Below are 20,781 nucleotides of genomic sequence, written 5' to 3'. Positions count from 1 at the left end.
GTCATTTTCTAATACTCAATGAAATTCAAAGAGTAAACAGGGAAGCTAGCTGTAGGCAATACTGAAGTACAGAAATTTGGTGTTGATCTAGTTAGAATTTAGTGTAAACTATTGGAAAACCCACCACTGATAGAGAGACCAATATAGAATATTAGCTATCATAGCTAGGGCAGATAGGCTAGTCAGAACTGTCAGACAGACATGACCTCGATTGAGTTTCTCTGATGATTTTTTGAAAATGGACAGCAGAACAGCAAGGGTCAGTAGGAGTCCTAAGATAGCAAAGACCATATAGCGCCAAGAGCTAACGCCGCTAAAATCATTTTTTAAAACTGCTTGGAAAACCAATAGGAGTTGAAGTGGAACAGCCATGATGCCTAGAGAAGTCAGGTAGTTCCAAACCTTCCAAGAGCTAGGCAGAGTTTTTTTCTGCTTGTGCCAAATTAGATGACTAATGTCTCTAAAAATACTACATAAGAGATTTCCTAGAGCAAAAAAGCTAGCAAGGAGTCCTAAGCCTGTGACGGCATAGTCTGTAAAGAGCTCGGAATCAGAAATCTTCTTAAAGTCAGAGGAAGTCAAGGATAGCGTAGTTTGCCTATTGCTATCGTTAATAGTCCAAAATTCATCTTTTAACAAGTCTTCATTCGGACTATTCAGTCGATCAATAAATGGAGGTACGATTTTAGCTATAGACAAGGGACAACTATTAAAAATTCTGAAGGAAAGATAATATCCAGGACTGAATCGTTCCTTAGTAACTTTGCTAGCTGTTTTTCGCTGTCCAAATACTAATTCCAGCATATAGAGGTTATAGCGTTCTTCGATGGATTGATTGGTCATGACAATCATGCCAACTCCTGACTCAAGGTCCAACAAAAGATTGCTAGAAAATCCGAACGTATGTCCTCCTTGACCTAAAACAGAAACATTATACTTGCTTACCCAGAAGCCGTGAGCATTGCGTACTATATCTGAGCCTGGATATGTCGAAGTAGCAGTATAAAGTGTCGTCCAAGTCTCTGGACGATGGAAAAGGTTCTCCTTTTTGAGAAGTGTTTGAGCAAACTTTTGTAAATCCTCTAGCGTTCCCGTAGCTCTGCCAGAGGAGTAGAGTCCAAGTTCAGAATTAGCGCTTCCCAAGAGCTTGCCTTCGCTATCATATCCCTTTGCTTCCTTGCGTTTAGCCTGTACAAAAGCATTGTCAGATAAATCTGGTAAAATGGCTGTCTTGTTCATCTTTAGAGGTTCAAAAATATGCTCGTGAACGTAATCGGAGAAACTCTGACCAGAAATCCGCTCTACGATATAAGAGGCCAAGCCTGTCCCGTAATTTGAGTTAGCTGTGACCGTACCTGGCTCGAAAGATTGGATCGGCTGGTAAACAGTCAAAATTTCTTCTATATTCTTGTCGCCATGTAAGTAATTGGGAATCGTATCAAAGCCAGCCTGATGGTTCATGAGGTCTAACATGCTGATAGGCTTTTCATAGCGAAGATTGCGTAGAAAACTTTCTGGCAGATAGGTGCGGATATCTTCTTCGAGGTCAATCTTGCCCTCCTCCCAGAGCTGCATAACAGAGACCCAAATGGTCAGTTTGGTCACAGAGCCCCATTCAAAGACGCTTTCATCGTCTGCCGGAATCCCCTTTTTCTTGTCCATATAGCCGAAGCTGCCTTGGTAGATAGTTCCATTGGTATCAAAGACCACTGCTGCCATACCAGCAGTGGTCTTTTCGTGCTCCTTGACAAAGTCTTGGATTTTCTGGCTGATTTGGTCGCGACTGATACCAGATGGTAGCTTTGTTTCCTCCTCGGCTAGCGCTCTAGCTGGGTAGATAAGGCTGAGAGTTAAGAAAGTTAGTATAAAGCATAGGGTCAATTTTTTCATTATGAGATACTCCTTTTCTATCAATCTTTAGCAACAGAAGCAGCAGACTAGGAACGATCGCCCAGCGTCTTCTACAGAAGAAAGTCCCTTCAAGCAAGGAAAATTTTGTGAAGAACTGATCCGGTTTGTCGGAACTATTGTATTCCCTTCGAAAAACAACTTAAAGTCACATCACCGCTGTCTTGCTGTACTCTGGTACTATCTGTGCTTGTTCTTTAGTTTGCATTGAGTATTAAAATCTCCTCAGTTATGTCTTCGTTGAAAACGAAGTCAAAATACGATATACTAGGAGCAAATTGTCACTAAGATTATAACCAAGCCAGCAGCCAAGTTCAAGGGAAAACGGCCTTTAGCCTACAAGAGATACTTTTTGGCTGCTTCTGTATACCATTCAAGGAGGACAAGATGGACGGCAAGCAATTGCAGGTGCTGGAAACGAAAGAAATGCTGAAACAGGGACTCTTAACCTTGCTGCAAAGTCAGGATTTCTCAGAAATCTCAGTCACAGATATTATAGAGGTTTCGCAGACTTCCCGACGGACCTTTTATCGCCATTTTCGCAATAAAAGCGCTTTATTGGACTATTACCTTCAGGAGCTGATGAAGGAGTATTTTCGTGTAGAAGAGGATATGCTGAACAAGCCAAACCAGTATGAAGCCTATCTTTATCTTTTTCGTTTTTGGTACAGCAAGCGTCAGGAGCTGAGAGGACTGGTTAAGAGTCAGCTTTTTTCCTCCTTTATTTCTGCATGGAATGCTCATTCCCCAGCAGTGCTTGAGCCTTTCTTTAAGGAGCAGATGGATATGCAGCTTTTTAGGATACACTTTCTCATCGGAGGCTACAGTAATGCTATTTGGAACTGGCTGCAAGAGGAAGAGCCAGAGCAGCCAGAAGTCATTACAGACTATTTTTTCAAGATTGTAGGCTATTTCACCTGTGATAAAGATGATTCTACAAGCAAGAAGGAGTAATGGATAAGGCGAAAAAAGATGGTCTGAAGGTTTATTGGTTATAATGGGAAGCAGCGATTTCTATTGTTCAAAAAGCAAAAAAACTAGGCTGGAATAATTTCCAACCTAGTTTTCTGTATGGGAATTTTTAAGTGCTTCTTTGGTTTTCTTAAGCTCTTTTTTCAGCGAGAAGTTTTTTAACATGCTGATGAGAAAGGTCGTGACAGAGCCTAGGAGCACTGAGACCAAAATCAATATGATTAAGGGAAGTTTGAAGCTAAATAGGATAAAGCTAACATTGACGCTCTGCATATTGGCCAAGGAAATACTGGCAACCAATAGAATGGTAATTAAAAGCAGGATATAGTGTAATTTTTCTTTCAAAGTGATTCTCCTGTTTATCTATTTAAACTCAGCCTTGCTTTTGATATCTCCGTATTCTTCTGGGATTTCTTGGGCAAGGATATCTTCATAAGCAGCCAGTTTAATATCAGAGCCATACTTGTTTTTCAGAGCAGTGGTCACCAGACGGTAGGCCAAGTTGGCATTGCGGGACAAGATGGGGCCGTGAAAGTAGGAGCCAAAGACATTCTTATAGTGGACGCCTTCATTGCCGTCTTCTTGGTTGTTGCCATTTCCATAGACGACTTTGCCCAGAGGTTTTTCATCCTCAGAGAGGAAAGTCCGTCCTTGGTGATTTTCAAAACCGTAGTAGGTCTCGTCAAATTCTTCGTTATGAATCTTGATGTCGCCGATATAGCGGTTTTTGGTCTGGTTGAGGGTATAGTGGCCCATGATGCCCAGGCCTTCGATTCGTCGGCCAGAAGCTTCGATATAGTATTGTCCTAAGAGTTGGAAGCCACCGCAGATAGCTAGTACAACACCATTTTCATTGATAAAGCTTTCCAAAGCTTCTTTTTTAGCTGGCAGGTCACGAGCCACGATCGTTTGCTCATAGTCTTGACCTCCGCCAAAGAAGACGATGTCGTAGCTGTCCTTGTCAAAGTCATCTTCTAGAGAGACGATATTGACTTCAACTCTAGCGCCTAGCTTTTCAGCCACATACTTGAGCATGAGAACATTGCCGTTGTCGCCGTAGGTATTCATGAGATTGCCATAGAGGTGGGCAATCTTTACATCATAGCGATAGTCCTGGTTTTCAGGAGAAGTGAGGGATCTGTAAACCATTAGTTCATCTCCTTTCTGACCACTTGTCGTTCTGCCAGTAGCTCGCGGAATTCCAGCATAGCAGTATAAGTTGCTAAGATATAGGCATGCTTGGTTTCTTGCTGTTCAATGGCCTTAAATACTGCTTCTAAATCTTTGACTTCAGTAATTTGATCTGCTGGATAGCCGGTTACCCGCAGTCGACGAGCAATCTCAGAGTGGCGCACACCGCCTGCAATGACATGAGGAATCTCCATCTCTAAAATCTTCTCAAAATCAGCATCCCAGATCCAGCTGGTATCAATGCCGTCCGCATAGTTGGCATTGAGCAGGACGGACAAACTAAAGTCAAAGGGTGCAAGTCCAATCATATCTAAAGCTTGGGTCGCCCCAACAGGATTTTTAATCAAAACTAAGGTACATTCCTTATCGCCGATTTTGAAAGTTTCCTGACGGCCAAAGACAGCTCGGCTCTTGTCAAAGCCAGCCTTGATAGTAGCCGGCTCGACACCAAAGAACTGAGCTACTGACACTGCTGCTAGAGCGTTATAGATATTGTAGAGACCGCCGATATTGATTTGATAGTCTTGTCCATCAATGGTAAAGGCAGAGCGGTTATGCTCAAGTGTTTTGAGAGCGGTCAGGCTGTAATCCAGTTTAGGCCGCTTGAAGCCGCAGTCCTCACAGATATAAGCCCCCAGATTGGCATAGGTGTTGAGCTCATACTTGAGGATATGCTCGCACTTAGGACAGAGGATGCCTTCTGTATTATAGTGAGCCAGCTGAGCCTGGCCTTTTTCGGTATCAAATCCATAGTAGCGAACAGGATTCTTCAGGCTGACTGAGTTAAAGAGGGGGCTGTCACCATTCATCAGTACAGTTGCTTCAGGCACTTTAGCTGCAGCATCCAGAATCATCTGGTAGGTCGTGTAGATCTCACCATAGCGGTCCATCTGGTCGCGGAAAATATTGGTAAAGACGAAGAGACTAGGCTTGATATAATCACAAATCCGAGATAGGCTGGCTTCATCTATTTCCAGCACAGCGATATGTTTGCCAGATTTGCTTTTTTTAGCAGTCAGGAAGGTTGTCGTAATCCCCGTAATCATGTTGGCACCGCTGGGATTGGTCACCACTTCTCCAAAGGCTTCCTTGAGAATACCCACTGTCAGAGCTGTAGTCAGAGTTTTACCATTGGTTCCGGTAATAACCACGACCTCATAGTTCTTTGCTAGGTTCTGTAAAATGTTTTTATCAAATGTCAGGGCAACTTTCCCCGGCAGGGTCGATCCACGCCCCATTTTGCTGAGAACAAAGTGGGAGGACTTGCCTGCCAAGAGGCCCAATGCTGTATTTATCTTCATAAGAAATATTTTATCATAAAAAAGTAAAGAAGGTTACAGAAAAATATTGACAAACGTGATATAATGGGTTGGTAAGTCTTTATGCATTAAGACCCACTGTAAAATAAAAAGAGAGAAGTTAATTGAGTGAACTCTAATTACAAGATAAAATCAGGCTGTACTAGATTTAATAAGTTCGATTTGTTGCTATAGCTGTTTGATTTTGCTTGTAGAGGAGTAGGAAGTCTAAGTATGAATTTTCAACAACTAACCAATCTCCAATATTGGGCCAGTTTGTTTTCTGACCCTTGGAGGATTGTAATTAATATTATTGACGTCGCTATCGTCGCATGGATTCTATATTATCTAATCAAGGCCATTGCTGGTACGAAGATTATGATTCTGGTCCGCGGGGTGCTCTTCTTTATCTTGGCACAGTTTTTTGCTAATATCATCGGCTTGACCACCATTTCTTGGTTGATTAATCAGGTCATCACTTACGGGGTCATTGCGGCCGTGGTGATTTTCTCGCCTGAGATTCGGGCAGGATTGGAAAAGCTGGGCCGTGCAACGGATATTTTTTCTGCGACGCCCATCAGTAACGAAGAAAAAATGGTTCAGGCCTTTGTCAAGTCTGTTGCCTATATGAGTCCGCGGAAAATCGGGGCTTTGGTGGCCATTCAGGGAACCCGCACCTTGCAGGAGTACATTGCAACAGGGATTCCTTTGGATGCAGATGTGTCCGGAGAGCTGCTAATCAACATTTTTATCCCCAATACGCCATTGCATGATGGAGCTGTCATCATAAAAGACAATAAGATTGCAGCTTCCTGTGCCTACCTGCCTCTGACAGAAAGCAGCGGCATCTCTAAGGAGTTTGGGACCCGGCACCGCGCAGCTATTGGCCTGTCTGAAGTATCAGATGCTTTTACTTTTGTCGTTTCAGAAGAAACAGGTGGGATTTCCACTACTCACAATGGAATTTTCAAGCATGATTTGACTTTGGATGAGTTTGAGACTGAGCTGAGAAAGGTCTTCTTATCAGAGCAGGACAAGACAGCAGGTTTGAAAAAACGCTTCATGGGAGGATGGAAGAAATGAAAAAACGTAAAAAAATTCTTTATATCATCTCTTCGTTTTTCTTTGCCCTAGTGCTTTTTGTTTATGCAACCTCTAGCAGTTATCAAAACAATACTGGAGTTCGACAGGTCACATCTGAAACTTATACCAATACGGTTTCCAATGTGCCGATTGACATCAAATATGACAGCGAGAATTACTTTATCAGCGGCTTTACTTCTGAAGTTTCCGTTGCCCTGACAGGCTCCAACCGTGTCAATCTAGCCAGTGAAATGCAGGAAAGTACTCGGAAGTTTCGAGTTGTAGCTGATCTTTCTGAGGCTACAGAGGGAACAGTGGAAATTCCTCTAAAGGTTGAAAACCTGCCAAGCGGTCTGACTGCTACAGTCACTCCCCAGAAGATTTCTGTTAAGATTGGTAAAAAGGCTAGCAAGAAGGTTGAGGTCCGATACCTCATTACAGACAGTCAGGTGGCTGAAAATGTGTCTATCAGTGGTGTGACCTTGGAAAACAAGGAAGCTACAGTAACCAGTGACGAGGAGACCCTGTCTAAGATTGAATATGTCGTAGCTATTCTACCGACCAATGTCATTATCACTGGCAACTACAGCGGGACTGCGCCGTTGCAGGCTGTTGATGGACAGGGGAATGTCATGCCAAGCGTGGTGACACCATTTGAAACGACTATGCGTGTCAACACTAAAACAGCAGACAACTCTGGCTCGTCCTCCTCTAACAGCAGCTCAAATTCGAGCTCATCAAATAAAAACTAAATAAAATTTTGAAAATAAACTTGGATTAAAGCGGTCTGCCTTGCTTGCAGCCAAAACCTTTACATTCAGGTCTTATGAAAGGAAACTATTTATAATGGGTAAATACTTTGGAACCGATGGTGTTCGCGGAGAAGCAAATGTGGAATTAACGCCAGAATTGGCCTTTAAACTCGGCCGCTTTGGTGGTTATGTTCTGAGCCAGTACGAAAGTGAAGTTCCTCGGGTCTTTGTTGGCCGTGATACTCGAATTTCAGGAGAAATGCTGGAAAGCGCCTTGGTTGCAGGACTTTTGTCCGTTGGGATTCATGTTTATAAGCTAGGTGTCATTGCAACGCCTGGTGTGGCTTATCTGGTTAAGTCAGAGAAAGCCAGCGCGGGAGTCATGATTTCTGCCAGCCACAATCCAGCTTTGGATAATGGTATCAAATTCTTTGGTGGTGACGGCTATAAGCTGGATGATGAGCGTGAGTTGGAAATTGAAGCTTTGTTGGACGCAGCAGAAGATACCTTGCCACGTCCAAGTGCAGAAGGATTGGGTGATTTGGTGGATTATCCAGAAGGGTTGCGCAAGTATCAACAATACTTGGTTTCAACTGGCTTGGAACTAGAAGGAATGCATGTAGCCTTAGATACGGCCAACGGTGCAGCTTCTACCAGTGCCCGTCAGATTTTTGCAGACCTCGGTGCGCAGCTGACCATTATCGGAGAAAATCCAGACGGTCTCAATATCAATCTGAATGTTGGCTCTACGCATCCAGAAGCTTTGCAGGAAGTTGTTCGTGAGTCTGGTGCAGCGATTGGTCTGGCCTTTGATGGAGATAGCGACCGCTTGATTGCAGTGGATGAAAATGGTGAGCTGGTAGATGGTGACAAGATTATGTACATCATCGGTAAGTACCTGTCTGAGAAAGGTGAGCTGGCGCAGAATACCATTGTTACGACCGTCATGTCAAACCTCGGCTTCCATAAGGCTTTGGATCGCGAAGGTATTCAAAAGGCTGTGACAGCAGTTGGGGACCGCTATGTAGTAGAGGAAATGCGCAAGAATGGCTATAATCTTGGTGGCGAGCAGTCTGGACATGTGATCATCATGAACTACAATACGACAGGTGATGGCCAGCTCTCAGCTGTGCAATTGACCAAGGTCATGCAGGAAACAGGTAAGAAACTATCTGAATTGGCCGCTGAAGTAACCATCTATCCGCAGAAACTGGTCAATATTCGTGTGGAAAACAGCATGAAAGATAAGGCGATGGAAGTCCCAGCTATCAAGACGGTGATTGAGAGAATGGAAGCCGAAATGGCTGGCAATGGCCGGATTTTGGTTCGTCCGAGTGGAACTGAGCCTCTGCTGAGGGTCATGGCTGAAGCACCAACTGACGAAGAAGTAAATTATTATGTAGATACCATTGCCAATGTTGTTCGAGATGAAATTGGAATAGACAAATAAATGTAAAGAAACTGAGACACAATGTCTTGGTTTTTTTACATTTGTGTGAATATTTAAACACTTTGATACAAAATGTTGATAAATTGCAATACTCTTGGTATAATAAGCTATGAAAGGAGCATAAAATGAAAGATAAGAAGACGATCATTCTTAAAATTTTAATCTTGTTAACGGCTATTGTTACAGGTTTAGGTTTTGCTGCTCGAACTCAGGCTTCTGAAGTAACAGATTATACCCAGCAAACCAGCATTACCAAAGATGGTGTGCCATTGACAAATGACTCAACGGTTATGACTAATGAAACTTTGTCTGTAACAACTAGTTTCACATTTCCGTCATCTCAAACTATCGCTGAAGGGGACACCCTCACTTTCTCACTGCCACAGGAATTAACCCTGATTACTCCCTTAAACTTCCAAGTATCTGATGTTGACAATCACAAGGGAGAAGTAGTCGGAAAAGCCCAAGCGAATCCAGCAACTCAAACGGTTACGGTAACTTTCAGTAATTACTTTACTAACTATACCGAACAAAAAGAAATGTCCCTGACTTTTAATGTACGAGTTAATAACGACAAGGTGCAAAATTCAGGGCCGATTTCCTTCAAATTTGGCCAGACAGATTTTTCTTTCCAATACGAAAAGGTAGAAGGAACTGCTGGTGAATATGAAATGAAATATGGTTACCAAGACAGTAGCGATCCAAAGATTGTCAAATGGCGCATTATTCTGAATGCAAGACAGGACATGCTTCGCAACATGGTGATTTCAGACAACTTTGGCGATGGTCTGACATTGGTACCAGGTACACTGCGCGCAGTTCGTTATGCTCCTGTAGAAGGCGGTATCCGCAATGAAGCGCACTTGCTGACTCTGCCTGTTTTGGATAACTTCACTAACAAGGCGGTTCTTTCGCAAAATGCTAATGGTGATGTCAATGGCTTTACCATCAACTTTGGTGATAACTACAACTGGCCAATGTACATCGAGTACTCTACTCGCGTACCAGATGGTGTTCAAGTAGGCGATGTGGTTAACAACACCTTGTCTTGGACAGCAAAAGGCTTCCCAGAGCGCAGCATTACTAAGTCAGTCCGTTTGGAAGACGGTTCTGGTAAAGGAAGCGGGTTGTTGGCAAAAGACGTAATGATTAAAGCTCAGAAAAAGCTTGTTAACAAAGAATTAGAAAAGGGACAGTTTACCTTTGGTCTCTTTGATGAAAACGGTGATTTGCTTCAAACTGTTACCAATGAAGCAGACGGATCTATTAACTTCAAGGCCTTGAACTATAGTGCTGCTGGTACTTATCGCTACAGCATCAAGGAAATCCCAGGAAATGATCCTAACTACGTCTATGATGACAAGGAAGCACAGCTGACAGTTACTGTAAAAGATGTTAATGGTGAGCTTTTGGGCTCTGTCAATTATGACTTGGATCCAGTCTTTACAAATACCTATAGAGGTAACGATCCAGGCAAGGCAGTTCAGCCACCTAACCCTGACAACAACAACCCGAATAACAATCCAAACAATGATCCGAACAATAACCCAAATAATAATCCAAACAACAACCCGAATACAAACCCAAACAATGGTAACACTACTCCAAATAACGGTTCCAACGATCCAAAGGGTGGAACTGATAATACAGAGAAGGGAAACAACAATTCAAACAATGCTACCAATGTTCCGGGTGCTGTAGGAGGCACTAAGAAAGTCCTACCTAAGACTGGTCAAGAGCCGACACTTTGGCTGTCACTTGCAGGTTTGGCAATCTTAGTTGGCTTTGGAAGCTATGTCTTTCTTCAAAAGAAGACTAGATAAGATTCAAAGAGGCTGGGACAAAAGTCCGACCTCAAATATAAAAAGCGAACAAAACTAGTTTTCTGGCAATCAGAATTCTAATTTGTTCGCTTTTCGCATTTAATTATAGATTTGAAGGGCTTAATGATTAAGATTTTTAAAAATTGAAATCTTTTTGTTCCAGACTCTTTTTACATGCTTTTCCATTTGAAAAAACGGGGAAATCGTGTTAGAATAGACCTAGTAATTTTTAAAGGATAGGGGTATTATCGTGGCTTTTGGTGACAACGGACAACGCAAAAAAACAGGATTTGAAAAATTGACGATGCTGGTCGTGATTATCATGCTCATCGTGACAGTTGGAGCAATCTTTGCTTCTGCTCTCAGCGCAATCTTTTAATCCAAACGCTTCAGGGCGTTTTTTTAGACTAGAAAAAGAGAATAAAATAAAATGAGTATGTTTTTAGATACAGCTAAGATTCAGGTCAAGGCTGGTAATGGTGGTGATGGCATGGTGGCCTTTCGCCGTGAAAAATATGTTTCTAATGGCGGTCCTTGGGGCGGTGATGGCGGTCGTGGCGGTAATGTTGTTTTTGTCGTAGACGAAGGTCTGCGTACCCTGATGGATTTTCGCTACAATCGCCATTTCAAAGCTCAGTCTGGTGAAAAGGGCATGACCAAGGGCATGCATGGCCGTGGCGCTGAGGACTTGATTGTTCGAGTGCCGCAGGGGACGACGGTTCGTGATGCTGAGACTGGCAAGGTGCTGACGGACTTGGTAGAAAATGGTCAAGAATTTATCGTAGCGCGTGGTGGCCGAGGCGGTCGTGGAAATATCCGCTTTGCGACGCCTAAAAATCCTGCTCCAGAGATTTCTGAGAATGGAGAACCTGGTCAAGAGCGTGAGCTTCTGCTGGAGCTCAAGGTCCTAGCAGACGTTGGTCTGGTCGGCTTTCCTTCTGTCGGGAAATCCACTTTGCTCAGTGTTATCACAGCAGCTAAGCCAAAGATTGGTGCCTATCATTTCACGACCATCGTGCCAAATTTAGGCATGGTTCGTACTCATTCTGGAGAGTCCTTTGCAGTAGCAGATCTACCAGGTTTGATCGAAGGGGCCAGCCAAGGGGTTGGACTGGGAACCCAGTTTCTCCGTCATATTGAGCGGACACGGGTTATCCTGCATGTCATCGATATGTCAGCAAGTGAGGGACGTGACCCTTATGAGGACTATCTAGCTATCAATAAAGAGTTGGAATCCTACAACCTTCGTCTCATGGAGCGTCCGCAGATTATCGTCGCTAACAAGATGGACATGCCTGATAGTGCTGAAAATCTCAAGATATTCAAAGAGAAATTAGCGGCTAATTATGATGAGTTTGCGGAATTACCGCAAATCTTCCCGATTTCCAGTCTGACCAAGCAGGGACTTGCGACGCTCTTAGATGCGACCGCAGAATTATTGGATAAAACGCCAGAGTTCTTGCTCTATGATGAGTCTGAAATGGAAGAAGAAGCTTACTATGGCTTTGACGAAGAAGCACCAGCCTTTGAAATTTCTCGTGATGATGATGCGACTTGGGTGCTGTCAGGTGACAAGCTTGAGAAGCTCTTTAATATGACCAACTTTGACCGTGATGAGGCAGTCATGAAATTTGCCCGTCAGCTGCGTGGTATGGGCGTTGATGAAGCGCTTCGTGCTCGCGGAGCCAAGGATGGGGATCTAGTTCGCATCGGTAAATTCGAGTTTGAATTCGTTGACTAAGGAGGCTTGCAATGGGTGATAAACCAATATCCTTCCGCGATGAAAATGGAAATTTTGTCTCTGCAGCCGACGTCTGGAATGCAGAAAAGCTAGAAGAGCTCTTTAATAAACTCAATCCCAAGCGTAAGCTGCGTCTGGAAAGAGAAGCATTAGCGAAAGAGGAAGAGGAATAAGATTTTATTTTGAGAATCATAAACGCTGGGAAAGATTTCTCAGCGTTTTTAAATCTTAAAAAGTGGGTTCTGATAGGTAAGAAGATTTCCTTTTAGCTTCTAAGGCCCCATCAATGAAAAAATGGAAAAAGGCAAGGCTTATCAATCTGTCGTGGCCATTGCTTGCTATTTTATGGTATAATGAAAAAAATAAGTAGGAGAAGTGATAATTATGGCAAAAACAATTCATACAGATAAAGCACCAGCAGCGATTGGACCTTATGTCCAAGGAAAAATTGTCGGCAATCTTTTGTTTGCGAGTGGGCAGATTCCCTTGTCTCCTGAAACAGGAGAAATCGTTGGGACGACTATTGAAGAGCAGACCCAGCAAGTACTGAAAAATGTTTCAGCTATTTTAGAAGCTGCAGGAACAGACTTTGACCACGTAGTCAAGGCTACTTGCTTCTTGAGCGACATCAATGATTTTGTGGCTTTTAATGAGGTTTACAAGACTGCTTTTACAGAAGCATTTCCAGCTCGCTCGGCAGTCGAAGTGGCTCGCCTGCCTAAAGATGTGAAAATTGAGATTGAGGTTATTGCCGAGATTCTCTAAAAAAGAGCAGGGGAAAACAGCTCTTTGACGGATTCTATCTGATGAAAGGATTATAATGTCTGAGAAGAAAATTCAGCTTGTCATTGTGACTGGAATGAGCGGGGCGGGGAAAACCGTAGCCATCCAGTCCTTTGAAGACTTAGGTTATTTTACCATTGATAATATGCCGCCAACTTTGGTGCCGAAGTTCCTGCAGCTGGTCGAAGGGACCACGGACAATGATAAATTAGCTCTGGTTGTCGATATGCGCAGCCGTTCCTTCTTTTTGCAAATCCAGAATGTTTTGGATGATTTAGAGCAAAATGAGAACATCGATTTCAAGATTCTTTTCCTAGATGCGGCGGATAAGGAGCTAGTGGCTCGTTATAAGGAAACGCGTCGCAGTCATCCGCTGGCAGCTGATGGTCGGATTTTAGATGGGATTAAACTGGAGCGCGAACTCTTAGCCCCTCTGAAGAATCTCAGCCAAAATGTTGTAGACACAACTGATTTGACACCACGGGAGCTGAGAAAGACTATCTCTGAGCAATTTTCAAATCAGGACGAGATGCACAGTTTCCGTATTGAGGTCATGAGTTTTGGTTTCAAATACGGTCTGCCTTTGGATGCAGACTTGGTCTTTGATGTGCGCTTTCTGCCTAATCCCTACTATAAACCTGAGCTGCGCAATCAGACAGGTTTGGATAAGGATGTCTTTGATTATGTCATGAACCATGCCGAGTCAGAAGAATTTTACCAGCACCTGCTAGGCTTGATTGAGCCAATCTTGCCGGGCTATCAGAAGGAAGGAAAGTCTATCCTGACGATTGCTGTGGGCTGTACGGGTGGTCAGCACCGCAGTGTAGCCTTTGCTCAGCGCTTAGCAGATGATTTGGCTAAAAATTGGCCGGTTAATGCCAGCCACCGCGACAAAAACCGTCGGAAAGAAACGGTGAACCGCTCATGAGAAAGCCACGAATTACAGTCATCGGCGGTGGAACAGGAATTTCAGTGATTTTAGACAGCCTGCGTAAAAAGGACGTAGAGATTACAGCTATTGTCACAGTGGCTGATGATGGTGGCAGTTCTGGTGAGCTGCGGAAAAACATCCATCAGCTGACTCCGCCGGGTGATTTGCGAAATGTCTTAGTAGCCATGTCCGACATGCCAAAATTCTATGAGAAGGTCTTTCAGTATCGCTTTGCGGAAGGAGACGGAGTTCTAGCGGGGCATCCCTTGGGCAATCTGATTATTGCCGGTATTTCCGAAATGCAGGGCTCAACCTATAATGCCATGCAGCTTTTGACTAAGTTTTTCCATACGACTGGTAAAATCTACCCTTCCAGCGACAATCCGCTGACCCTGCACGCTGTTTTTATGGATGGGACAGAAGTTGTCGGTGAAAGCAATCTGACCAGCAAGAGCGGGATGATTGAGCGGGTCTATGTGACCAATACCTATGATGACAAGAAGCCTGCTGCCAGTAAAAAGGTGGTTGAAAGCATCCTAGAGAGTGATATGGTGGTTCTGGGACCTGGTTCACTATTTACCTCAATCTTGCCTAATCTCGTTATTGAGGAAATTGGTCAAGCTCTTCTAGATACCAAGGCAGAAGTGGCCTATGTCTGCAATATCATGACCCAACGCGGCGAAACAGAGCATTTTTCAGACAGCGATCACGTCCAGGTTCTGCACCGTCATTTAGGCAGGAAGTTTGTAGATACAGTCTTGGTCAATATCGAACCTGTCCCTCATGAGTACATGGACAGTAACCAGTTTGACGAATATCTGGTACAGGTGGAGCATGATTTTCAAGGGTTGCAAGAGCAAGTTCCGCGGGTTATTTCTTCGAATTTTCTGCGTTTGGAAAATGGCGGAGCGTTCCATGATGGTGAGCTGGTCGTTGACGAATTGATGCAGATTATACAGGTGCGCAAATGAGTTTTACAGTAAAAGTAAAAGAAGAACTGCTGAGTCTGACAAACAGAGATAAAAATGAGCTGTCAGCCATGATCAAGATGTCTGGCAGTCTGGGCTTGGCCAGCAGTGGTTTGACCTTGTCTGTCACAACAGAAAATGCCAAGATTGCTCGCCATCTCTATGAGTTGCTGTCGGACCTCTATCAGGTCAAGTCAGAAATCCGCCACCATCAGAAGACCAATCTGCGCAAGAATCGCGTTTATACAGTATTTCTGGATCAGAGAGTAGAAGAAATCCTTTCTGATCTGCACTTGGCTGACTCCTTTTTTGGTATCGAGGCAGGGATTGACCAGGCCATTTTGTCAGATGACGAAGCCAGTCGGGCCTACCTCCGGGGAGCCTTTCTCTCAAATGGCAGCATGCGGGAGCCAGATTCAGGCAAGTATCAGCTGGAAATCCTGTCCGTTTATCTGGATCATGCTGAGGATTTGGCTGCCTTGATGCGGCGTTTTCTGCTGGATGCCAAGACCATCGAGCGCAAGAAGGGGGCTGTTACTTATCTGCAGCGGGCTGAGGATATCATGGATTTTCTCATTGTCATCGGCGCTATGGAAGCCATGGCTGAGTTTGAGTCTCTTAAGCTCATGCGAGAAGCGCGCAATGACCTCAATCGCGCTAATAATGCGGAGACAGCTAACATCGCCCGTACGGTCACAGCCAGTATGAAAACCATCAACAATATTGCCAAAATCAGCGACAATATCGGCATTGAAAGTCTACCTGTAGACCTGCAGGAGGTAGCCCAGCTTCGTATCCAACATCCGGACTACTCCATCCAGCAGCTAGCTGATAGTCTGAGCCGGCCACTGACTAAGAGCGGTGTTAATCATCGCTTGAGAAAAATCAATAAAATCGCAGATGAATTATAAAAGCTGCTGAGCTTGAGCTCGGCAGCTGTTTTTTATAGGCTTGTAGAATGTTTGGGTTGGACTTTTTGCTCAGGATAGATATGGCTAATGGCATTGTTGACAGCAGTAGGTGCCTCACCTAGCCCAGTTGCAATCAGGTCAATCTTCCCCTCGTAGCTGCAGCAGTCTCCAGCTGCATAGATACCCGGCACGGAAGTTTCTTGCTTGCTGTTGACCAAAATCTTGTGACGGTTGAGCTCCAAACCCCAATCTTTGAGATTGCCGACAGAGGATTTAAAACCGTAGTTGACAAAGAGATGATCCAGAGGCAGAAGCTGACTTTCCTCTCCCTTGACTTGGCTGATTTCCAAATGGGTAATCTGGCCATTTTCGCCGACCAATCGACTGGGTACAAATGGTGTCTTAATCTCAACACTAGAAGCCTTGAGTTCTTCCACACTATGCTCCAAAGCCCGGAAGTTGTCCCGACGGTGAACCAGGCTGGTTTCTGCAATCTTTTCAAAAGCTAGTGCCCAGTCAACAGCCGAGTCACCGCCGCCCAGAACAACAACCTTTTTGCCAGCGTACTGACTGATGTTTGACACATGATAGTGGAGGTTATTGTAGCTTTCAGCATCGTCTAGCTCTAAAGCTCTCGGTTTGAAAGCACCACCTCCCATGGCGATGATAATGGTTTTGGTCTGATGCTGGGCTTTAGAAGTTGTGATGGTGAAGCCATCATCAGATTTAACGATATCCAGCACTGTTTCGTTGAGGCAAATCTCAGTCTGGAAAGTTTCCAGCTGCTCAATCAGACGCTGAGTCAACTCTTCGCCACTTAGATTGGTAAAGCCTGGTACATCCAGAATCTTCTTCTCTGGATAGAGAATGGCCGGCTGACCGCCCAGCTGAGGCAGGGAATCAATGATTTTAACCTTGGCTTGGCGCAAATGAGCATAAAAAGCTGCGAATAGGCCAACTGGGCCGCCGCCGACAATCGTAATATCATACAGTTCAGACATAATCTTCCTCAATCTTTTTAAAATAAACTAGCATTATTGTACCACAAAAAGGGATTGAAATGTAAGCAAATGTTTTGAAGCCATCTTAAAAGCCCTGATGGGGCTTAAAATTAGATAGCAAATAAATCATTGAGGTTTTCAGCCAGCGTTGGGTGGGTGAAGATTTGCTTGCTCAAGTAGGTGTAAGGAATCTTATTATCCATGGCTACAGTCAGGATATTGATAATTTCCTGAGCCCCTGCTGAGAAGATAGTCGCTCCGACGATTTCCTTGGTTTCAGTATTGACAACAGCCTTGAAGGCACCGCGTAAGTCAGCATTGACATGTCCGCGAGGCATTGCTGCGACTGGAATCTCCTTAACTGCAATCGGCAGTCCTTGCTCTTGGGCTTCCTTTTCAGTCAATCCGATTTGAGCCAAAGGCGGTGTGATGAACATGCTGGTAGGGACGTTTTTACGGTCTTCCAGTGTGTAGCTGCCGTCGCCAGCCAGATAGCTATAAAGGATACGGAAGTCATCCAGTGAGATATAAGTGAACTGCAGACCGCCATTGACATCGCCCGCTGCAAAAACGCCGGGTACAGATGTTTCCAGATGCTTGTTGACCTTGATAGCTCCGCGCTCTGTCAGTTCAATGTCAGTGTTTTCCAACTGCAGTGGCTCAACATTCGGCTTGCGGCCAGTAGCATAGAGCAGGGCATCAAAGCGGAATTCTCCATTCTCAGTCACAACGACAACTTCAGCACCATCATTTTTAATCTGCTTGGTTTGTACATTTTGCAGGAGCTGGATTCCGTCTTCTTCCATGTACTGCTTAGCTAGGGCAGCGATCGAAGGCTCTACTCGAGGGAGAAAGACAGGAGCAGCATCCAGCACAGTCACCTGACTGCCCATTTTGTTGTAGAGTCCGGCAAATTCTAGGCCGATGTTACCGCCACCCAGAATTCCTAAGCGTTTAGGAAGTTCCTTCAGATTTTGAATGCCAGTTGAGTCATAGACATGTTCGGTTTCAGTCAGTCCTGGAATTGGCAGGACATTGGAAACAGCACCAGTATTGATGACAATAGTTTCAGCAGTCAGTTCCTCTTTTTCATCGCCAGCTGTGATTTCGATGACTTTATTGGAAAGGAAATGAGCTTCCGCATCGATGATGTCGACTCCAGCGCCACTGATTGCTGCATAGTTCTTCCCGTTGAGACGGCTGGTTACAGCATTCTTTTCAGCCATGACTTGGTCGAAAGCTAGGCCTTTTTCAGCTGCGACAAGGAGGGTCTTGGTTGGAATGCAGGCGATATTGATACAGGTCCCCCCGTACATAGCCTTGCTTCGCTCAATCAAAGCAACTTTTTTTCCTTGGGCCGCCATTTTGGCTGCCAATGTTTTACCGGCCTTACCAAAGCCGATGACAATTAAATCATAGGTTAACATAATTTACCTCCATTTTTCAAAAAGATTGTATCACATCTAGTCAGAAATTGCTGATTTCTGCTACGCTTTTTTTCTTCAGTATTTTTAGTCACACTTTTTATACAAATTGTCCATTTTTGAGCAAGATTTTCGCAGTTCCAGTCAGTTTGTGTTATACTGATTTTCGTTATTTATTTTAGGAGAGCGAAATGTCTATTATTACATTGATTTTGGCAAGCTTGGTTGCCTTGGAATTTTTCTATATCCTGTACTTGGAGACCATTGCGACGACTTCTGCAGCGACAGCTCGGGTTTTCGGTATGTCGAAAGAGGAGTTGGAGCAGCAGTCGGTCAGTACACTTTTCAAAAACCAAGGAGTTTACAACGGATTGATAGCTGTTTTAGTGCTGATTGCGGCCTTTGTACAGCCTAGTCCGGTTTGGCTGGGAATTTTTATGGTTTACATCATCTTGGTGGCAGCATACGGTGCCATGACCAGTGACCCCAAAATCCTGCTCAAGCAGGGAGGGCTGGCTATGCTGACCCTACTTAGTTTATTTTTCTAAATAGAGTGAGGAAAATTGATTTCCCACTCTTTTTTTATATAATGATTGACTTTTTTGTTAGACAAGTGTAGAATAAAGATAGAAATAGCATTATTTAGAAAGCGCGTGGGAACGATGAAAAGATCTATTAAACGTTTGCCAGATGGGGAATTTACTATTTTAAAAGTAATTTGGCAGCTGCCTACCCCGACGACCTCTGCCCGTATCATGGAAAAACTGGGACCAGACAATCATTGGAAACCTCAGACACTTTTGACGGTTTTGGCTCGCTTGACTGAAAAGGGCTTTTTAGAAAGTGTCCGCAAGGGACGTGAAAGGCAGTATACAGCCTTGATTTCAGAAGATGAGTATCTGGAAGTTGAGGCTTCGGATTTCTTGAAGCGTCACAGCGGCCGTTCTATGGGCGGGTTTGTCAAAACACTCTTTTCTTCTAACTCCTTTTCGGAAAATGAATTGGATGAGCTGCGCAGTCTGCTCAACCAAGGAAAGTAGGATGGAGGGATAAGCATGAAACAGTTCCTTCTTTCTTTTCTTCTGACCAGTTTATCGACATCTATTTTGGCGCTTTTGCTTAGTCTGCTTTTTACGGCCTTTAAGACTAAGATTTCGGTCAGAGTGAAGTATTTTATTTGGTTTCTGATATTGCTGAGCTTTCTGTTTCCATTCCGTCCTCAGTTTGGCACAGGCTTGATTCGGCTGAATACAGGGCCGGCAGTCCAGGCGGTAGCCAATGTCACCCAGACAGGTGGAACTCAAGAAGCTTCTCAGGTAGCTGAAAAAGCTAGCCAGTCAAATCTCTGGGACTTTTTCCTAGGTCTGCCTTGGTTTGAAATACTCTTTGTCGTCTGGTTGCTTGGCTTTGCCTTTAACTTGGGCAGATACGCTTATTCCTACATTCGCTTCAGAAAGATGCTGAAACGCTGGGGCACTGAGTTTCAGGACGAAGAGGCGATGGCCTTGCTACAGGCTGTTCAGCAGGAGATGGGGGTTAAGGGTCGGATTCGTCTGCTCCACTATCCTATGTCCCAAAGTCCTATGCTGCTAGGTTTCAGAGATATTTTAATCGTGCTGCCAGAGTTGGACTACACAGACGAAGAGCTGCAGCTGATTTTCAAGCATGAGCTGACCCACTACAAACACCGAGATGTTTTAATCAATCTCTTGGGAATTTTTGCCAAGAGTCTGCACTGGTTTAATCCGGTTGTCCGCTTTGCCTGCCGGGAAATGCAGGAAGCAGGAGAGATGTACTGTGACCATGATGTTCTAAGCAGCAAAGATACGGAGTATCGTACTTTCTACGGTGAAACGATTTTGACCATGATAGACCGCAGTAAGAAGACCCCAATTGCTCTGACGACTTGTTTTTACTCTGACAAGTTTAATCTCAAGCGGCGGATTGTCGGCATTATGGATGACCGCCTGCCTAAAAAGTTTCTATCTGCTGCCTTTGTAGTAGCAGTTCCTCTCCTTTTGCTCTTGGCTAGTTCAGTCTTTGCTCTTGAAAATTCGATTGCGCAAGAAAGCAGATCAGTGGCTGCTCAAAAACAGTCTCAAGGCCTCAGTCAGCGTCAGGCTCTAGGAGTGGTCTTGAAAGAACTGTCGCTTTCTGAAAAGGATATTAAGGACCTCCAGATTGCGCGTGAGAAAGATACTTACAAGATTCGCTTCTCTCACGGACAAACGTCCCATGAAACAATTGTCAATGCTAAGGATGGAAAACTGGTCAAATCCAAGCAGCATACCATTGTCGAAAAGACGGTAACGGTCGAAAAAGAAGTCAGCCCATCCTCCTCGGCTGCATCAACTCCAGCTGACAACAGTGCTATTGCAGGCGCAGGAAATACGGGAGCAGCGGGCTCTACCGGAGCGAATACTGGAGCTAGTACAGCGACAGTTCAAACTCCGTCTCAGAACAGTTCCTCTCATACGACAGACACGGATGATCCAGATGATGATGACAATGACCAGGATGACAATTAAATAAAAGATTCTACCGG

General features: G+C 44.3%; 21 protein-coding genes. 15 read left to right on the top strand and 6 right to left on the bottom strand.

Going from position 1 to position 20,781, the window contains the following annotated elements:
* Positions 1–108: 108 nt before the first annotated feature.
* Positions 109–1,890 carry a beta-lactamase family protein gene (locus FFV08_08080; protein ID QLB52562.1) on the bottom strand — a complete coding sequence of 594 codons (1,782 nt, stop codon included), beginning with the start codon at positions 1,888–1,890 and terminating at the stop codon, positions 109–111.
* A 405-nt stretch (positions 1,891–2,295) separates the two neighbouring features.
* Between FFV08_08080 and FFV08_08075 the strand changes: the two genes are divergently transcribed.
* On the top strand, positions 2,296–2,862 hold the full coding sequence (locus FFV08_08075) for a TetR/AcrR family transcriptional regulator (GenBank protein ID QLB52561.1): 567 nt from the start codon (positions 2,296–2,298) through the stop codon (positions 2,860–2,862).
* Between the two features lie 105 nt (positions 2,863–2,967).
* On the opposite strand, the gene FFV08_08070 is transcribed toward FFV08_08075, so the two are convergent.
* From FFV08_08070 to FFV08_08060, 3 genes are read right to left on the bottom strand one after another with little or no spacing between them, the layout of a single operon-like run.
* On the bottom strand, positions 2,968–3,225 hold the full coding sequence (locus FFV08_08070; protein QLB52560.1) for a LapA family protein: 258 nt from the start codon (positions 3,223–3,225) through the stop codon (positions 2,968–2,970).
* Positions 3,226–3,243: 18 nt separating this feature from the next.
* Complete coding sequence (locus tag FFV08_08065; protein QLB52559.1) at positions 3,244–4,029, bottom strand: glutamine amidotransferase; 786 nt, start codon at positions 4,027–4,029, stop codon at positions 3,244–3,246.
* Positions 4,029–5,372: a Mur ligase family protein gene (locus FFV08_08060; GenBank protein ID QLB52558.1), complete on the bottom strand. Its 1,344-nt coding sequence runs from the start codon at positions 5,370–5,372 to the stop codon at positions 4,029–4,031. Before FFV08_08060 ends, FFV08_08065 begins: the two co-directional genes overlap by 1 nt.
* Positions 5,373–5,603: 231 nt before the next feature.
* Here FFV08_08060 and FFV08_08055 point away from each other — a divergent pair, with 231 nt between their 5' ends.
* From FFV08_08055 to whiA, 11 genes are all read left to right on the top strand, one after another.
* On the top strand, positions 5,604–6,452 hold the full coding sequence (locus FFV08_08055; GenBank protein QLB52557.1) for a TIGR00159 family protein: 849 nt from the start codon (positions 5,604–5,606) through the stop codon (positions 6,450–6,452).
* Entirely contained in the window at positions 6,449–7,204 is a 756-nt protein-coding gene (locus tag FFV08_08050) for a hypothetical protein (protein QLB52556.1), read from the top strand. The genes FFV08_08055 and FFV08_08050 overlap by 4 nt, the downstream gene beginning before the upstream one ends.
* A 94-nt stretch (positions 7,205–7,298) precedes the next feature.
* Entirely contained in the window at positions 7,299–8,654 is a 1,356-nt protein-coding gene (locus FFV08_08045) for a phosphoglucosamine mutase (GenBank protein QLB52555.1), read from the top strand.
* A 125-nt stretch (positions 8,655–8,779) separates the two neighbouring features.
* The gene (locus tag FFV08_08040; protein QLB52554.1) at positions 8,780–10,477 is read left to right on the top strand and encodes an LPXTG cell wall anchor domain-containing protein; all 1,698 of its coding nucleotides are present in this window, start codon (positions 8,780–8,782) and stop codon (positions 10,475–10,477) included.
* Positions 10,478–10,727: 250 nt separating this feature from the next.
* On the top strand, positions 10,728–10,856 hold the full coding sequence (locus tag FFV08_08035) for a DUF4044 domain-containing protein (protein QLB52553.1): 129 nt from the start codon (positions 10,728–10,730) through the stop codon (positions 10,854–10,856).
* A 51-nt stretch (positions 10,857–10,907) separates the two neighbouring features.
* Positions 10,908–12,218, top strand: coding sequence for a GTPase ObgE (gene obgE, locus FFV08_08030; GenBank protein QLB52552.1), 1,311 nt, complete (start codon positions 10,908–10,910; stop codon positions 12,216–12,218).
* Positions 12,219–12,229: 11 nt separating this feature from the next.
* The gene (locus FFV08_08025) at positions 12,230–12,391 is read left to right on the top strand and encodes a hypothetical protein (protein QLB52551.1); all 162 of its coding nucleotides are present in this window, start codon (positions 12,230–12,232) and stop codon (positions 12,389–12,391) included.
* A gap of 211 nt (positions 12,392–12,602) precedes the next feature.
* Positions 12,603–12,983 carry a RidA family protein gene (locus FFV08_08020; GenBank protein QLB52550.1) on the top strand — a complete coding sequence of 127 codons (381 nt, stop codon included), beginning with the start codon at positions 12,603–12,605 and terminating at the stop codon, positions 12,981–12,983.
* Between the two features lie 55 nt (positions 12,984–13,038).
* Complete coding sequence (gene rapZ, locus FFV08_08015; GenBank protein ID QLB52549.1) at positions 13,039–13,929, top strand: RNase adapter RapZ; 891 nt, start codon at positions 13,039–13,041, stop codon at positions 13,927–13,929.
* Positions 13,926–14,903, top strand: coding sequence for a YvcK family protein (locus tag FFV08_08010; protein QLB52548.1), 978 nt, complete (start codon positions 13,926–13,928; stop codon positions 14,901–14,903). Before rapZ ends, FFV08_08010 begins: the two co-directional genes overlap by 4 nt.
* Positions 14,900–15,811, top strand: a complete 912-nt coding sequence (whiA, locus tag FFV08_08005) for a DNA-binding protein WhiA (GenBank protein ID QLB52547.1) — start codon at positions 14,900–14,902, stop codon at positions 15,809–15,811. Before FFV08_08010 ends, whiA begins: the two co-directional genes overlap by 4 nt.
* Before the next feature lie 32 nt (positions 15,812–15,843).
* Here whiA and FFV08_08000 read toward each other — a convergent pair whose 3' ends face one another.
* Together FFV08_08000 and FFV08_07995 are read right to left on the bottom strand one after the other, a co-directional pair.
* Complete coding sequence (locus FFV08_08000; GenBank protein ID QLB52546.1) at positions 15,844–16,812, bottom strand: NAD(P)/FAD-dependent oxidoreductase; 969 nt, start codon at positions 16,810–16,812, stop codon at positions 15,844–15,846.
* Positions 16,813–16,922: 110 nt separating this feature from the next.
* Positions 16,923–18,239 carry an FAD-containing oxidoreductase gene (locus tag FFV08_07995; GenBank protein QLB52545.1) on the bottom strand — a complete coding sequence of 439 codons (1,317 nt, stop codon included), beginning with the start codon at positions 18,237–18,239 and terminating at the stop codon, positions 16,923–16,925.
* A gap of 188 nt (positions 18,240–18,427) precedes the next feature.
* On the opposite strand from FFV08_07995, the gene FFV08_07990 reads away from it, so the two are divergent.
* From FFV08_07990 to FFV08_07980, 3 genes are all read left to right on the top strand, one after another.
* A complete protein-coding gene (locus tag FFV08_07990; protein QLB52544.1) occupies positions 18,428–18,784 on the top strand; it encodes a DUF1304 family protein in 357 nt (118 codons plus the stop codon).
* A 114-nt stretch (positions 18,785–18,898) separates the two neighbouring features.
* Positions 18,899–19,276: a BlaI/MecI/CopY family transcriptional regulator gene (locus tag FFV08_07985; GenBank protein QLB52543.1), complete on the top strand. Its 378-nt coding sequence runs from the start codon at positions 18,899–18,901 to the stop codon at positions 19,274–19,276.
* A 15-nt stretch (positions 19,277–19,291) separates the two neighbouring features.
* Positions 19,292–20,764: a M56 family metallopeptidase gene (locus FFV08_07980; GenBank protein QLB52542.1), complete on the top strand. Its 1,473-nt coding sequence runs from the start codon at positions 19,292–19,294 to the stop codon at positions 20,762–20,764.
* The last annotated feature ends 17 nt before the right edge of the window (positions 20,765–20,781 follow it).

This window comes from Streptococcus sanguinis, from assembly GCA_013378335.1.
GTDB lineage: Bacteria > Bacillota > Bacilli > Lactobacillales > Streptococcaceae > Streptococcus > Streptococcus sanguinis_I.
The sequence above is the reverse complement of the archived record's forward strand: the minus strand, read 5'-3'. Positions and strand labels throughout refer to the sequence as shown.

Bases quoted from the DNA above. Each gene is read 5' to 3' on its own strand.
- FFV08_08010 (QLB52548.1), top strand. From the start codon at position 13,926: ATGAGAAAGCCACGAATTACAGTCATCGGCGGTGGAACAGGAATTTCA.
- FFV08_08025 (QLB52551.1), top strand. From the start codon at position 12,230: ATGGGTGATAAACCAATATCCTTCCGCGATGAAAATGGAAATTTTGTC.
- FFV08_07985 (QLB52543.1), top strand. From the start codon at position 18,899: ATGAAAAGATCTATTAAACGTTTGCCAGATGGGGAATTTACTATTTTA.
- FFV08_07990 (QLB52544.1), top strand. From the start codon at position 18,428: ATGTCTATTATTACATTGATTTTGGCAAGCTTGGTTGCCTTGGAATTT.
- obgE (QLB52552.1), top strand. From the start codon at position 10,908: ATGAGTATGTTTTTAGATACAGCTAAGATTCAGGTCAAGGCTGGTAAT.
- rapZ (QLB52549.1), top strand. From the start codon at position 13,039: ATGTCTGAGAAGAAAATTCAGCTTGTCATTGTGACTGGAATGAGCGGG.
- FFV08_08050 (QLB52556.1), top strand. From the start codon at position 6,449: ATGAAAAAACGTAAAAAAATTCTTTATATCATCTCTTCGTTTTTCTTT.
- FFV08_08065 (QLB52559.1), bottom strand. From the start codon at position 4,029: ATGGTTTACAGATCCCTCACTTCTCCTGAAAACCAGGACTATCGCTAT.
- FFV08_08075 (QLB52561.1), top strand. From the start codon at position 2,296: ATGGACGGCAAGCAATTGCAGGTGCTGGAAACGAAAGAAATGCTGAAA.
- FFV08_08045 (QLB52555.1), top strand. From the start codon at position 7,299: ATGGGTAAATACTTTGGAACCGATGGTGTTCGCGGAGAAGCAAATGTG.
- FFV08_08020 (QLB52550.1), top strand. From the start codon at position 12,603: ATGGCAAAAACAATTCATACAGATAAAGCACCAGCAGCGATTGGACCT.
- FFV08_07980 (QLB52542.1), top strand. From the start codon at position 19,292: ATGAAACAGTTCCTTCTTTCTTTTCTTCTGACCAGTTTATCGACATCT.
- FFV08_08080 (QLB52562.1), bottom strand. From the start codon at position 1,890: ATGAAAAAATTGACCCTATGCTTTATACTAACTTTCTTAACTCTCAGC.
- FFV08_08055 (QLB52557.1), top strand. From the start codon at position 5,604: ATGAATTTTCAACAACTAACCAATCTCCAATATTGGGCCAGTTTGTTT.
- FFV08_08000 (QLB52546.1), bottom strand. From the start codon at position 16,812: ATGTCTGAACTGTATGATATTACGATTGTCGGCGGCGGCCCAGTTGGC.
- whiA (QLB52547.1), top strand. From the start codon at position 14,900: ATGAGTTTTACAGTAAAAGTAAAAGAAGAACTGCTGAGTCTGACAAAC.
- FFV08_08060 (QLB52558.1), bottom strand. From the start codon at position 5,372: ATGAAGATAAATACAGCATTGGGCCTCTTGGCAGGCAAGTCCTCCCAC.
- FFV08_08040 (QLB52554.1), top strand. From the start codon at position 8,780: ATGAAAGATAAGAAGACGATCATTCTTAAAATTTTAATCTTGTTAACG.
- FFV08_07995 (QLB52545.1), bottom strand. From the start codon at position 18,239: ATGTTAACCTATGATTTAATTGTCATCGGCTTTGGTAAGGCCGGTAAA.